Origin of the sequence: Coleofasciculus sp. E1-EBD-02 (assembly GCF_040218245.1) — a bacterium.
Lineage (GTDB): Bacteria > Cyanobacteriota > Cyanobacteriia > Cyanobacteriales > Coleofasciculaceae > Coleofasciculus.
The window spans coordinates 1-14909 of the sequence record NZ_JAVJQN010000150.1 but is presented as its reverse complement, the minus strand read 5'-3'; the positions used below and the strand labels follow the sequence as shown (position 1 = coordinate 14909).

General features: G+C 47.4%; 9 protein-coding genes. 3 read left to right on the top strand and 6 right to left on the bottom strand.

Annotated elements, in window-relative coordinates; all coding sequences use genetic code 11:
• The first annotated feature begins 41 nt into the window (after positions 1-41).
• Positions 42-1319: a glycosyl hydrolase family 8 gene (locus RIC07_RS23710; protein WP_446396659.1), complete on the top strand. Its 1278-nt coding sequence runs from the start codon at positions 42-44 to the stop codon at positions 1317-1319.
• A gap of 225 nt (positions 1320-1544) precedes the next feature.
• On the opposite strand, the gene RIC07_RS23705 is transcribed toward RIC07_RS23710, so the two are convergent.
• A complete protein-coding gene (locus tag RIC07_RS23705) occupies positions 1545-1670 on the bottom strand; it encodes a hypothetical protein (RefSeq protein ID WP_446396658.1) in 126 nt (41 codons plus the stop codon).
• A 94-nt stretch (positions 1671-1764) separates the two neighbouring features.
• On the opposite strand from RIC07_RS23705, the gene RIC07_RS23700 reads away from it, so the two are divergent.
• Positions 1765-4341, top strand: a complete 2577-nt coding sequence (locus RIC07_RS23700) for a cellulose biosynthesis cyclic di-GMP-binding regulatory protein BcsB (protein WP_446396657.1) — start codon at positions 1765-1767, stop codon at positions 4339-4341.
• 132 nt (positions 4342-4473) lie between these two features.
• Positions 4474-7098, top strand: coding sequence for a glycosyltransferase family 2 protein (locus tag RIC07_RS23695; protein WP_446396656.1), 2625 nt, complete (start codon positions 4474-4476; stop codon positions 7096-7098).
• Between the two features lie 69 nt (positions 7099-7167).
• On the opposite strand, the gene RIC07_RS23690 is transcribed toward RIC07_RS23695, so the two are convergent.
• The 5 genes from RIC07_RS23690 to RIC07_RS23670 form a co-directional block, all read right to left on the bottom strand.
• The gene (locus RIC07_RS23690) at positions 7168-8409 is read right to left on the bottom strand and encodes a DUF4231 domain-containing protein (RefSeq protein ID WP_446396655.1); all 1242 of its coding nucleotides are present in this window, start codon (positions 8407-8409) and stop codon (positions 7168-7170) included.
• A 124-nt stretch (positions 8410-8533) separates the two neighbouring features.
• Complete coding sequence (locus tag RIC07_RS23685) at positions 8534-8734, bottom strand: hypothetical protein (protein ID WP_446374791.1); 201 nt, start codon at positions 8732-8734, stop codon at positions 8534-8536.
• A 3-nt stretch (positions 8735-8737) separates the two neighbouring features.
• Positions 8738-10123, bottom strand: coding sequence for a DUF4231 domain-containing protein (locus RIC07_RS23680; protein WP_446396654.1), 1386 nt, complete (start codon positions 10121-10123; stop codon positions 8738-8740).
• 289 nt (positions 10124-10412) lie between these two features.
• Positions 10413-11147 carry a hypothetical protein gene (locus RIC07_RS23675; RefSeq protein ID WP_006104787.1) on the bottom strand — a complete coding sequence of 245 codons (735 nt, stop codon included), beginning with the start codon at positions 11145-11147 and terminating at the stop codon, positions 10413-10415.
• Between the two features lie 305 nt (positions 11148-11452).
• Positions 11453-14635 carry a TRAFs-binding domain-containing protein gene (locus RIC07_RS23670; protein WP_446396653.1) on the bottom strand — a complete coding sequence of 1061 codons (3183 nt, stop codon included), beginning with the start codon at positions 14633-14635 and terminating at the stop codon, positions 11453-11455.
• Between the last annotated feature and the right edge of the window lie 274 nt (positions 14636-14909).

Sequence of the window (14909 nt, the reverse complement as noted above, 5' to 3'; positions counted from 1 at the left end):
GGCACTTTAGTGCCAGAAGCGCTAAAGCGCTGACTACAAGCATGACTACAAGCGCTCTGTTACTGCTGTTGAATCTCACCAGTTGTGTGTCCATCGAATTCTCCGAACCTGAACAGCCGGAAGCGTCTGTATCCCCTTCCCAACCCTCAGTAACGGCTTCCCCCGTGGCTGATTTTCCCGTTTTATCCCCATCGCCGCCTATCCAGGATATACTCGAACAAAGCTGGGTCATCTACAGACAACAATTCATTCAAGAGGACGGACGAGTAATCGACTACGAAGCGAGCGATCGCTCCACCTCAGAAGGACAAGCCTACGCTATGCTCAGGGCTGTATTGATTAATGACCCAACCACATTTGCCCTCACCTTAGAGTGGGCAGAAGATAACCTGCATCGACTCACAGAAACAGGCGAACCTGAAGACAATCTTTGGGTTTGGCTGTGGGGTCAAGATGATGAGGGCAATTGGGGTGCCATTGATCGAAATTTTGCCAGCGATGCTGATATTGATGCGATTACCGCATTAATTTGGGCATACCGCCGCTGGAATCGCCCGGAATATTTAGAGTTAGCGCGAATCAAGTTGCGCGATTTGTGGGAATACTCCACCATCGCTGGACCCGATGGCAAGCGTTATCTCCTTCCTGGACCCAAGGAAGCCTTTGTCCCGTCGCCATCGACTATTTATCTGAATCCCTCCTATCTCGCCCCTTATGCGTTTCGCCTGTTTGCTCAGGTTGATCCCGAACGAGACTGGCTGAGTTTGATAGATAGTAGCTACTACGTCTTGGAAAACTCCTCTAAAGTTTCGGCGGTTGGGTTACCGAGTGACTGGATTGCTTTGGATTTACAGACCAATCAATTTCAGTCCATACCCTCACAAAGCAAACTGAAAAGCGTCTATAGCTTTGATGCGTATCGCGTCTGGTGGCGAATCGCTTGGGATGCCGAATGGTTTCAATCGACGGAGGCGTTAAATTATCTGGAAACAGCAACCCAATACCTTGAAGATCAATGGCAATCGTCCTCTCGCTTGCCTGCTCGAATTAACCTCGATGGAGAATCTTTGGTCAAATACGATGCCACCTCCCAATATGCCATGCTTTACCCAGCTATGCGCTTAATCAATCCGGCTATAGCTGAACAACTATTGGAGCGTAAACTTCTACCGCAATACAATCAGGGAATTTGGGATGATGAATCTGCCTACTATACCCAAAACTTAGCCTGGATCGCCCTAGTATCACCTGACCTGGTAAAGAATTCGCAATTTTTTCAATCCCAGCAGCAGTTTTCCAGAAACGCAATAAGGAAATGATACAGAGGTCGATAACGTCTGTCAAGGCTTGAAACCGTTAAAAATTTATTCGTAAGCACGAATAATCGCATCTTATATCAGGGTGGCATCGAGTCGAATACCGATTCAGAGGACTAGAAAAATGTCACCACCGTTTCTACAAATGACCGGGTTCAGTCAACCTGTTACTCGTTGGACTGAAGCGGGAATGCTATCTACAAACACGCCTAATTCTAGTGGATTTCGTTAGTCAACGATGTGGCTGGCTTGCCATCGTTTAGGGCAAGTTTGTCCGTAAACCCTTACGACGTACAAATGACCAATGACCAATGACCAATGACTATCTCCACCGTTAACTTGAATTTTTCCCACCTACTTATTCCCAAATTCCAGATAGTTGGAATCGCATAATTTAGTTCCCAAGCAATACTAACTGGGCATTTCCATCAACCGTAAGAGTTCTCCTATGAAACGCCTGTTTCGTCACTCCCAATCTCCAAATCCTTCCACCCATCGCGGACGTCAGCGCTCCACCCGTGTATCTACAGGAACGCGACTCGGATTGTTGCTTCTGTGTAGCGTTTTAGTCGTCGGTCTAGTGATCACTACTAACTTTGCCGTCGCTCAAAGCGACAGTAGCCTGCAAGAGCAGGAAGATCAGCTAATTCGCGAATATACCCTACCCACCACGCCCCAAAAGGAACCTGTTTACAAACCCGCTCCGGCGGCTCCTCCGAAAAAATCCACATCACCAACACGCAAGCGAACGACGCCTGCACCTAGTCAACCGCCGCCGCAGAGCCAGCCCACTCGTTCAGCGCCGACATCAACCGAACCCGAAGAACCTGCACCCGCACGTCGTTCTCCTGCACCCTCCTCACCCGATCGCGAGGAAGAAACGGCAGAGGCTGAACCCCTACCCACAGGCGAGTACGTCCTGCAATTCAATCGCTCTCCCATCGTCGGCAACCGCTTCCGCTTCCGAGGTGTGTATTCTGAAGCTCGACTCGGTTTTACCCGTCCCCGGGGCTGGAAAATCCAAGGGGCTAAAGCCCTAATTCGTTTCCAGCATTCACCCGCCCTGATTGCCAAAGACTCCAATCTCACAGTCCGAGTGAATGGCACGAGTGTGGGTTCAGTCCCCCTCAACCGCCAACAATCGGAAGTTGGCAGCGTCCTCTTCAACGTTCCATCCCGACTGATTCAGGACTATAACGAACTGACGATTGTCGCCCGACAAAGTAATGACGAAGAATGTAGCGATCCGGGTGACCCCACGCTTTGGACAGAAGTACTACCGGATTCAGAATTACAGTTTGAATATCAGCCTCAACCGATTCCGCTCAACTTTAGCCGCTACCCCTATCCTTTCTTTGACGACCTCAGTTTAGATACCAATCGCATTGCTTATCTTCTGCCCAAGGTTAACGACACCTGGTTAACCACCGCGTCTCGCTTTCAAGCGGGATTAGGCAGAATGGCTGAATTCCGTCCCATTGATACGGAAATCATCAACGATTTAGAGGATATAGAGTGGGGTCAACGGTTGGTCGTTATTGGCACACCCGCCGACCAACCCGCCTTAGCGGATTTGGATTTGCCTTTTAGCATCAGTGGCAACCAAATTTTAGATGGAAACCAAGTCGCTTTACCCAGTGACGTAGGTATCTTAATGATGACCACCACCTTAGATGGGGGGGTTCCCGTTTTAGTGGTGACAGGCAATGGGGCTGACGGTGTTGCCAAAGCTGCCCAGTTTTTAGTCCAGCCTGACAGCCGTAAATTTGGCACAGGTCAAGCTGTATTAGTGGATAGTCTCAAACAGGTAGACACACCATCACTCCGGAATTGGCCCGGTTATTTACCGGAAGAAAATTCCTTTACCCTCAGCGAAATTAAAACCAAAGAAAACGGTGATCCGTTCCAAGACATCACGGTACGTGGGTCAGCGGCACCCCCGATTCCAATTGATTTTCGCGCTTTGCCGGATGACCAATTTACGCGGGGGAGTTCTATGACCCTGCGTTATAGCTATAGTCCACAAATCAATCCCCGTACCTCGGCGGTAGAAGTCCTACTGGATGGCACGTTTATCGGTGGGGCGCGATTGACTTCAGAAGACGGCGCTACCCGAAAACGATTAAAAGTGGATTTGCCCCCGCATTTAATCAAGCCTGATTCCCAACTGGAAGTGGCATTCCGACTCAATCCCAGAGAACCGGGTGTATGTGGTAAAGTCACCGACCAACAATTGACAGGAACCCTCCATGCAGACACTAGCTTCAACCTGAACCGCCAACAATCGGTACAACTCCCCGATTTAGGACTGTTCCAGGAAGGTTATCCCTTTGCTGCACCCCAGGATTTGTCCAGAACCGCGATTGTGGTGTCGGATTCTCCAAGTAATACGGATTTGCTGACGCTGTTAACGGTTAGCGAACGTCTGGGACGACTGAGTAAGGCTGATTCGGTCAATCTGGATGCCTATACAACAACAACGTTGCCTACTGAAGTCCGCGAGGGACACCATTTGGTGGGAATTGGTACCAGAGAGCAATTTCCCTTCCCAGAGGTGTTTGATGGCAGTGGTTTCCGCTTACAGGATGCTTTTTCTCGCCAGTGGAATCAAGGCAGCATTCAAGCCTTACCAGATAACGAAGGCATGATTAAGGAAATCATGTCACCCGATAACAAGGAACGGGTGTTATTAGCGCTAACTGCACAGACGGCGAATGGGTTAGAACGAGTGCGGCAGGTGATTAGCAAAGATCCCTGGTTCTTCCAACTTCAGGAAGACACGGTATTGATCAGCAGCAATCAGCAAGATGCGGCTAGCTATGACCCGGATGCCTACACATTGGAATTCTTAGAACGTGCGCCCTCAACAAGTCGGATTGAAAATACCGGACTGTTGAGTAAGGTGTCGCGCTTTATTCAAGACAACTGGTTCTTCTTACCGGCTGGCATTTTCGCGATCGCGCTGCTGATGTATGGGATTTCTCAGTTCTATCTCAAGCGGCTTAGTGATCAAAAGAGTCATTAGTCATTGGTCATTCGTCCTTTGTCATTCGTCATTAGTCATTCTCCCTCATCTCCCCCTGCTTCCCCTGCTCCCCCTGCTCCCCCTGCTCCCCCTGCCTTCTACCTTCTTGTTCACTAACCCCACACCGTTGATATGTCCTCGTTTTCGTCTAAATTCCAGCGATTTCGTCCTCAACGCCCCTTCGCCACTGACTGGCTAGTTGATGTTCTGCCTCGGTTTTTTGATCGCTCACTAGAACCCATTGGTTTAAGCCATTTGAAATGGCTGGTTCTGTTTCTTCTGGTACTCTCGATTCCCCTCGTCATTACCCCGCTCAAGGTTTGGCAGCAGGGTGTTGTCGCCGTTTTGCTTTTGGCGATCGGTCAAGTGGTTGTGCGGGCGGAAACCCGAGTTTCCGATAAACAAATTAGTGAGTACTACCACTTATTTTTGGTCTGGTTGAGTTTAGTGACCACTGCCCGCTATCTCTACTATCGCCTCAACTACACGCTCAATTTTGATACCTTTCTCAATGGCTTATTTTGTGTACTGCTGTTGATCGCTGAACTGTATGCCATCCTGACGCTCGTTCTGGCGTATGTTCAAACCTTACATATTCAAGACCGTGAACCCGTCGATTTGTCGGCATATCCGCAAGACCAGTGGCCCAAGGTGGACATCTATATTCCCACCTACAACGAAGACGTGGAAATTGTCCGCAAAACGGCAATCGGTGCCATGGCAATCGACTATCCGGAAGACAAAAAAAAAGTGTATGTTTTAGATGATGGTCGAGCCGAAAAATATAAAGCCCGTCGCGAAAGATTGCGGAAAATGTGCGAGGAAGTCGGCTGCATCATGATGACGCGGGATAATAACGAACATGCCAAAGCGGGGAATATTAATACCGCGTTTCGCCGCACGAAGGGCGATTTGGTGATGATTCTGGACTGTGACCATATTCCGCTGCGAGATTTTCTTAAAGATACCGCCGGCTTCTTTTTTGATCCAAAAGTCGCATTTGTGCAAACACCCCACTGGTTTTTTAACCCAGATCCATTTGAGCGAAATTTGCGTACAGATGGCAGAATTCCGGTTGGCAATGAACTGTTTTATAAGGTACTGCAAAAAGGGAATGATTTTTGGAATGCGGCTTTTTTCTGTGGTTCAGCAGCGGTAATTCGTAAAGAATATGCCCTACAAGTGGGTGGGATTGCTACGGAAACGGTGACTGAAGATTGTCACACGGCATTCCGACTCCATTCTCTGGGATATAAGTCGATTTACTACGACAAAATCATGATTGCGGGTCTCGCCCCGGAGAACTTTTCCTCCTATGTGGGTCAGCAAGTCCGGTGGGCGCGAGGGATGGCGCAGATTCTGCGGATTGAAAATCCGGTGTTCAACCGTAAGCTAAATTTGACGATTCCCCAGCGGATTTGCTATTTCAGCGCCACGTCTCACTTCTTCTACGGCTATCCCCGACTCATCTATGCCCTCGCGCCGACTCTGTTCTTATTGTTTAGAATCAACCCGATTCAGGGTTTGGGATTAGAAACCTTGGCGTATGCATTCCCCCATATCCTCCTGTCCCTCAATGCTAACTACATTATTTATAAGCATGTGCGCTTTTCCTTCTGGAATGAAATTTTTGAATTTGTCATGGCATTCCAGGCGGGGTATGTGACAACGATGGCGTTAATTAATCCCAATTTGGGTTCTTTTAACGTCACAGACAAAGACATGACCCTGGTTAAACGGGAATTTAGCTTATCAAACTTTGATTGGCAGTCTGTACGGGGTCTCTTAGGTGTAACAGCTTTTGTGCTGCTGGCGTTAGGGTCAGTTCCCTTTTGGTTGATCCTGCGTCCAGAGGATACAGAAGCGGTTTTGGTTAACGCCTTGTGGTGTATCTTTAACATGGTTTTATTAATGGCAGCATTACTGGTTGCCTTTGAACAACCCCAAGAACGCACCGCCCACCGCTTACGGCGACGCCTGGGGGCAACGGTTTACAGCTATGACAAAAGTTGGAGTGGCGTGACTCTGGATGTTTCGGAAACCGGAACTCGAATGATCTTAGAAGTTGAAGGTCAACCCAACTTACCCGATGAAATTGAAGTTGAATTAGTGGGCGATTATGGCGCAAGGGTGATTATGGAGGCTCAGATTGTGGTGGCAAAGTCTGTCAATGATCATCAAATGGAATTGGCGGTTAAGTTTATTAATGTCACCCAAGCCCAGCGAGATAATTTAACCTTGGTGACGTATTCTGATGTGAAGGAATGGTATTCACAAACACGGGAATATGTGGATAAACCGTTGCAGTCCTTAGGATTTTTGGCTACAGGTCTTTTTCGTGCCTTCCAGGAATTTAACGTGGAGAAAGGGGCAGGAAAAGTCCGCAAACGGGTTCAAGCTTCAGCTCAATTGTTTTGGGAAGGGGACTTTTATTTGGCAACAGTGACCGCAATTGGGGCGACAAGTTTGCGATTAGAACTCGATGATTCTATTACATCGAATGCTAAATTACTTAAATCTGATAATTTAAAGAAAATGCAGCAAGAAAAACCCTTAGTGGGCTTGCTGTTAAGTCAAGACGCCATGAGCCAATCCCGGGAGCGATTTTTAACCCAAATTCTCTCGTTAGAAATTCTGGTTCCAGGCGATAGCAGTAGTTCTTCGCCGAAGAAAATTGCGCTAGAATTAAGTTTCCCTGAGCAATTTAAGGATCGGCAGGCGGCTAAAATTAAGGAGCTAGTCAGAGTCTTGCATTGATGATATAGCATTTCCCAAATAGTCTTGATGAGTTTCAGTCGATTCCGGCGGCGCTAAATTCTCCTGTTGCTAAAGCTCTTTATCGTCTTGCCAACGGCGTTTCTCTTGTTCAAGTTGCCGCAATTTATCCTGATACCGATACTCCATTTGATCGTTGAGATAACTCAGAACTAACTCGGCATTTTGAGCCGCTGTTTCTTCTGTCTTTTTCCGGCTTTCCTGTTCTTTTGCCTCGAACCAAGCGACGAAATCCTGCATATCTTTGTGCAAGAGCTGTTCAACACGATAGGCAAAAATCGAATAAGCATCGTTGTAGGATTCAAACTGGCGGTAGAATCCCGTCAGTCGCAGGAACTGCCTGCCCTCAATCTTCATCTTTTCCGCTATATTGCGAAAAAGTAAGGATTTTATACCATGAGCGAAAAATTGTTCAATAGCGGCTGAAATGACTACGGCTTGACTCAACCCAAACGCTATCCAGCCGACAATGTCCTGAATCTGAGAATTAGAGTTTTTGAATGCCACCAACGCCGGTACGATGGCACCACCGATAATCGTCAACAGCCTCAGGAAGTCGTAGCGCTTTTGTGCCTTGGTCGCCCGTTCCTCCAGCCACAGCACTTGATCCAGCCACTGGGTTTTTAGACAATCTTTTTTTGGGGGTGACAAGTCAGTTTGATTGATTAAGTCACTCAGGTGTTTCCTAAGATATTGACTGTAAGAGTTATTTTCGTTAAGATAGCCCAGAGCTAACTTGACATTTTGAGCCACTGTTTCTTCGGTCTTTTTCTGGCGTTCCTTTTCTTTTGCCTCGAACCGAGCGACGAAATCCTGCATGTCTTTGTGCAAGAGCTGTTCAACACGATAGGCAAAAATGGAATAAGCATCGTTGTAGGATTCAAACTGGCGGTAGAATCCCGTCAGTCGCAGAAACTGCCATCCCTCAATCTTCATCTTTTCCGCCGTATTGCGAAATAGGAAAGACTTTTTACCATGAGCGAAAAATTTAGCGGCTGAAATGGCTACGACTGTACTCAACCCAAACGCTATCCAGCCGACAATGTCCTGAATCCGAGAATTAGGACTTTGGAACGCCACTAGCGTCGATACCATAACACCACCAATAATCGTCAACAGCCTCAGGAAGTAGTAGCGCCTTTGTGCCTTAGTTGCCCGTTCTTCCAGCCACAGCACTTGATCCAGCCACCGGGTTTCCATAAAATCTTTTTTCAGAGGAGGTAAGTCGGTCTTTTCGATTAACCCACTCAACTTTTCCCGAAGTTGTTGATTATAAGAGGTCTTTTTTGCCACGTTCTATGCCTTAATCTGTAAGCGCCCCTTACCCGTATTGATTCGCACCCCATCTGAAGGCAATTAATTCCGGTCAAGACAGCACCTGTCCAATCCGATGAGCCAGTGCTGCTGCATCTTCCCCTTACCGACTCACCAATTGCTGAATCACAGAGGTTTGTTGTTCAATTACCGTGGTTTGCTTCTGAGATAAAGCAATTAAAGACGTAATTGACTCTTGCTGCACCTCATTTATCGTTTGCATTTCTTTGATCTGCTCTTTAAGTTCCTGAATCGCTTCCTTGAGTTCCTGAACTTGAAAAAAAACTTCTTCTGTGGGTTCCATACCTTAACCAATTACCGCCTTACCTTTCTCAACATACTTAGAAAAAACATCCCAACCGTTATAGCCGCCATTCACCAATTTTCTGACTTTACGCCAATCTCCCACTTTTGCGGCAGTGGCGACCCCTCTATCTTTGAAGTAACAAGCTAGTATCTTAGCAGAAATTTCCGGGTCTAGAGCTAATTCAGGATTATTCTCCAAATCAACCCCCAATTTTTGCCCATACGTGCGATAATTGGCTCTCCCTGTAATCTGAATGTAGCCTCTACCGTGATACTTCGCCCCATCCCCTGGCTTCACATTCCCTAAATCACGGCGTCCTTCATAATGTTTGGTGAAATATTTTGGTCCACCAAACTCATTAATGGGCTTAAACCCGTTGGTTTCCACTCGCACCGTTGCCAGTAAACCAATTAGCACCTGCTTATCCAAAATGTCATAGTCTTGCAGTGCCTCCAATACTCCAGGTAAATATTTCTGGCTATCGGCTAGGGGACAATCCATTATTTTGGACGCTTGTTCGGGTGTAATCAGTTGGGGTACGGCGGGTTTAGCCGATTCACTATTTCCTTGACCATTCATTGATGCTTGTTTTTTGGGTTCTTCGGGTTCTTCTTCAAACCAAGCCATTGCGGCGGCACCTAGCGTGGGCAAGTCTTCGAGAGTAACCGGGGTAGTCTGGACGTCTTCCTCATTGGTTGCATCCGGTTCCAGCGGCGCTGAAAATTCACTTTGCAAAAGCTTCTGTTCTTCTTCCCAGCGGCGTTTCTCGGCTTCCCGCCGCAATTGCGCCTGATACTCCATTTGCTCGTTGAGATTGCTCAGCGCTAGCTCAGCATTTTGAGCCACGGTTGCTGCTGTCTTTTCCTGGCTGTCTTTTTTTTCAAACTGAGCGACGAAACCCTGCACGTCTTTCTGAATTAGCTGCTCAACGTGATAGGCAAAGGTGGCATAAGCGTCGTCGTGGGATTCAAACTCACTGTAGGGTCCAGCCATTTGCAGGAATTGCCAGCCCTCAATTTTCATATTTTCGGCTGTATTGCGGAATTGCTTATATTTTTCCCCATGAGCAAAAAATTCTTCCACGGCGGCGGAAACGGCTACCGCTTGACTCAACCCAAACGCACTCCAGCCGACTATTTCCTGGATTTTAGGATTCGGGCTTTTGAATCCCACCATGGCGGGAACAATAACACCACCGATAATCGTTAGTAACCTCAAAGAGTGATGGCGATCGCGTTCCTTGGTTGCCCGTCCTTCCAGCCACAGCACTTGATCCAACCAGCGGGCTTTCATAAAGTCCTTTTTCAAGGGGGGCAAGTCCGTCTGCTCGATTAAGTTACTCAGGTGTTGCCTAAGATATTGACTGTAAGAGTTCTTTTTTGCCACGTTCTATGCCTTGATCTGCAAGAGTCTATATAACAAAGGTGGGCTTAAGACATTATGAAATGACCCAATGAATAATTTAGTTTGAGCAACAAACGCTTCATGCAACACTCAAACCGGATCAGCGGTATACGTCTCAATCAACTTAATTTTTATTATGTCATAAAAAAAATTAAATTAGCATCAATCTCCGAATTACACTTATTTTAAAACCTCCGATTTCACCGAATCAATGTCAGCGCTTCTTCCCACCTTATTTGGAGGTAATTTATCCGGGCAACGCATCCCCAGGTCACGAAAGCATCTGCCCAATTAGATGAGCCAGTGCTGCTGCATCTTTACTCACATCAATAGCGTGCAAAAGTCCCGATGCCACTAAATCTGTGGCTCGTTCATCGGTTACCTCTCCCTGCAACGCGGCTGCCAATTTATCAGCCGTTCGTCCACTCCCGGCTAAGACAATCGCAGGTCGCTGGGCTTTCACACTTTGCGCCACATCCTGCCAGGTAATCTCACCACCATTCACCACAATCGTAACCGAAGGTAATCCCTTAGCTAAATGACTACCAATCTCAGATAACCAGGGGGATTCATCTCCCCAATTGCAGCCTGGAACTAAGACAAAGTGGGTGTGATTTGGCTCTAGCATCGCCGCATCAGCATTCATGCTTTTAACACCAGGAAGTATAACCGTGCCAATCGCGGCGACACCAAGTAATGGGAATGTCCCACGAATCCTTGTCCGCGCTTGACCAATAAATTGCATAATCCCTGCATCCGTACCCCCATCGACAACCACCACTCCCAGTTGTTCAGCCAGAGGCGCAATCACTTCGAGAAAAATGCGTCGCAAATCATTTTTGTCAGACTCACTAATCTTACTCGCTCCACCCACTAACGCCAGGGTAGGACGGGGTTGGTCAAGACCAAGCTGGTGCAACGCCGCCGCCAACGCCGTGGGACTGTGGACTTGAACAACATGGGCGGAGAGGTTATTGTTAAAGGTTAAAGTACAGGAGTTTTTCATTGAATTGACTCTAGAGAGAGAATATTTTAACCATCAGTTTAACCATGTCATCGAGGACAATGATCTTAAGATTAAGCCACGTCAATCCTTAAGAGCAACAAGGATAGGTTACTCCAGTGCACGGCTTAACCTGAGCTTCACGGCTTTTTCCTCTATTTAGTATTCCCAGTTGTTTGGTTATTTCACGAACAAGTCGCACTAATTTTTTCAATTTCTGCCAAAACAGCAGCGGTGAACCTGATTCTTGCTCAAGATGGTCGGAAAATCAACCGGTAGAGACCAAACATGGACGGTCTCTACATTTATTAACTGGCTAATACTTCTGTCCTCGTGTTCCAGTACTCAAATTTGGTGGTATCAATATGCTCAACCACGCCTCCTAAGTGACGTACCTGGTGAACCATGTCACCTGTACCTCCGGGCGCGTCACCGCCTTTACCGTTCCACAGAACAATCAGTCGCACCCGATCAATGCCATACATGAGGGTGGAATACAACGCCCAGCGATTATTGCGCTCGAAGGCATTATCCCCTATCGGCACGTCTCCCAATCGTTCCGGTTGCAGATTAAACGACACATTGGGGTGATTCTGAATTGTATAGAAACGGGATGTCCAGTTATCTCCGGCAAAACTAACGGATTCGGTAATAAACTGAGCTGGGGCAAAGGGCAGAAATACCTCCACCTTCATGTTCCGCTTTAAGCAGGCTTCGATAAACAAAATATCACCGCCACAAGCCGCACCGGGAGCAATTGCCAAGCAATTGGTACTGGGATTTAACTTATCCAGAGTCTCCTCAATTTTTTGCCGCGCCTCATTTTCCATGGCGGCGGGAAAACGTGGTTGTTCCCGTGTCGGACTATCAATCATGTGACCGGAAAAGAGGATCACTTGTGTGGGTTCTGGTTCGCTCTCATCAGCAATCATGGCGGTTTCATTGTTGAGACGCTCCAGTTCTCCTTGGATCACCACCTGTCCCGCTTGCACATACTCGGGACGGAACGAAAGGGCTGCCAACAGTTGCAGTTGATCCAGGGTGGCTTCGAGGGCAAATTTATTGTTCCAAAGCAAAGTTAGTGCCTTTTTATACGCTCGCGTGACTTGTTTCGGAACGTCGGCTGCCAATACCGCTAAATCTCCTAGGGAAACATACGCCCAGGCATCATTTTCATTGGTCTTCACTGCACTTTCCAGGCAGAATTGAACCGCCCCTTTGAGATTGGGCAACTGTTGCCGCAGGGCTTCTCCTTCGGCATCACTATCGAGATCACAATGCTGGACTAAATGATCGAGAAGGACTAATAAGGTTAGGGCATTAATCCCAGCATAATAGTGATTGTGATCCAGCCGATAGGCTTTGAGATAGGTATCAACAGCTTTTTTGAGTAAGTGAGCGGCATCATAGGCAGCACTCAACCGCTCCGAGTCATCGGGGATTTCTTTCCATTCATTGCGCCACATTTCTTTGTAAATGCGAGCTAAGTAACAGAGCGCATCAATATTATTTGGTTCATCCTGGAGCAATGACTCTAGTTTGACAATCCCTTCATCAAATTGCTTTAAGCGGCTGAGGTGAAAGGCTTCTTCTTTGCGAAACTCAGAATTTTTGGAATTGATTTTCAACCCTTGGCGATATTCTTTGAGCGCTAGGGCGTGATTTCCCAGATTTTTTAGGGCTTTCCCCGCTTCAGCCAGGGCTTCTTCTTTAATTAGGGGATTACTCACCTCTTCGGTTAATAACAAGACATCCCCAATCCGCTTTTGTCGCTGGGCAAGCACCACCCGCTCTTGCCATTCTTTGTATTCCTGCCAGTATCCGGTTGCCAGGGGTGTTTGCAAGGACTTGCGATCGGGTTCATCCAGTCCGGTTAAAATACTGAAAATTGGGCTATGAATGCGGTTTTTGTCCGACTCCCAGGTGGCACGCGCCATTTTCACGATCGCCTGCTTGTCTTTGTGTAAATACTCGGGGTCAGGACAACCGCTATCATCACAGTGATAAGGCAGAGTCCGGACATTGAAAATGTCGTAAGGCATGTAAGAGCGACCACATTGGATGTGAATCAAGCCGCGCTTCCGCAGGGCGTGGCGAATGCCTAATTCGTAAAACACGTTGGCATTATCAATGCTTAAATCTGCCAAAACTAGGTCAGCGAGCAATAGCTCCTGAAACATATCCGTCAAAATATCGCCGCTAACCATTTCTTCATCGGCGCGAAATGACTCAAATCCTGCCTCTTCTAACGCTGGCTTAATTAAGTTTCGATAAATGCTGTTAAAGTCAATCCAAAGCCCATCGGGTCCTTTTTTTCGTCCAAAGGGCATGACCACAAAGGCATGAGGTAATCCTTTTTTCGGCGGTTCCTGAGGCGGTTCTTCAACTTTTTTGACTACCTCCAACGTTACCGTTTCTTTGGGGGTTTGGGCGGCAACGGCTAGGGTTTCAACTTTGTTTGCTTCTTCTTGGAGTTCGACAATGGGTTCAATGAGTTTTGGCGCGGGATGTTTGAGCGCTTCTGTGAGTAAATCATCACTCGGCTCCAGCAAGGGGGTGGCAATTTGACGCCGTTCGGAAATTGGTTGACTATAGTAATTCCAGAGTGTATTTTCTGTCGCCAGCACGAGTTGAAAAAATTCCTCACCCGTCCGCTCTTTGGCGGTTAAACTTTGCCAGCGATCGCGAATCATGTTGAGAGCTAAAATGAGCTGGTTATTCGCATTCACGCGATCGTCGATTCGTCCTAGTTCCAGCCACAGGCTGAATGCTGTTGCCAAGAAGAGGGTAAACGCCACCCAGACACCGACATTGACCCCCAACACGGGTAACAATGCACTCAATCCAGCCAAGCTAAACATGGCAAATTGTAAGCGAGTGCGAGTGGTGTTGAGTTGGGCGAGTTCTTGGGTATACCGTTGCAGTTGCGCTTCTAAGCGATAATGCAAGTAATCTGGGGGCAGTAAATCACTAAAACCCGGATCACGACTTGGGTATTTGCCCATCTTATCCGGGGGAAGATTCCCTGTATAAGGTTGCAGCACTAAATCACTGCCAATACTATCAAATACCTGGCGTTGAATCGCTGTAACTCGTTCATTCAACCACTGGTGACGATTTTCGTGTCCCGGTAGCAATGTCCGATACAGATAGATCGTTTTGCGAATTTCCTCAGCACCAGCATTGAGAATTTGCCAATATTGTCCCTGTTGCAGGTTGCGACTAATCGCCAAAACGATCACATTGATAATCGGAACTAAAACTAAACCAATGATTAAGATTCGTCCCGGTGGGGCGGCGAGGAGTTGCCTATCTGTACTGGCGATAACCACCGCGAGGAATGTGGCGATCGCACTGAGCAAAATTGATCCACCCCGAAGACTCAAATATTGTCTATAAGTGATTGCAGCTTGGGTTTTAAGCTGGGCATATCGCTGCCATGCTGTTTCTAAAACTAAGGAGCGATCGCCATTGAGATCGTGTTCTATCATTACTTACTCGGCTTGATCCTACTGCTATCCTGTGACTGTTCGGAAAAAGAGAGACTAGCTCCACTACGCTAACATCTAGTTTTTAGGAATTACATCTTGACAGAATAAATAGAATATGGTGAGTTTTGATGGTTTGTCACGCCTTCAGCCCGAAACCCGACACCTGACACCCGACAATTTCTTCTTGTCACAGATAGGGTCAAAGATAGCAGTTTTATCTGGGGGACCAGCCCCCCAGACCCCCCGATGGGGGACGAGCGCCTCCCCCATACCC